This window comes from Shewanella sp. GutDb-MelDb (genome assembly GCF_002836075.1).
Lineage (GTDB): Bacteria > Pseudomonadota > Gammaproteobacteria > Enterobacterales > Shewanellaceae > Shewanella.
The window spans coordinates 1-206 of sequence record NZ_PJBM01000102.1 but is presented as its reverse complement, the minus strand read 5'-3'; the positions used below and the strand labels follow the sequence as shown (position 1 = coordinate 206).

Sequence of the window (206 nt, the reverse complement as noted above, 5' to 3'; positions counted from 1 at the left end):
TGCACCAAACTCATCGGTGACGGTGACCAAGAAAGTCTCGTCGTGGGTTTCACCGGAGGCGAGTGCATCGACCAAGGCATTGTTAGCTAAGGTGTAACTCCAGACGCCGGTGCTGGCATTAATGCCGAAGGTACCATAGTCATTGACTTGCGGCACGAAGCCCCAGCTCCAACTGGCCCCGTTATCGACATCACTGGCGGTTAACG

At 55.3% G+C, this 206-nt stretch carries 1 protein-coding gene; it reads right to left on the bottom strand.

Annotated features, from left to right (window positions below; translation table 11 throughout):
* The coding region (locus tag CXF82_RS01490) for a VCBS domain-containing protein (protein WP_145991644.1) at window positions 1-206 on the bottom strand (206 nt) is incomplete at both ends.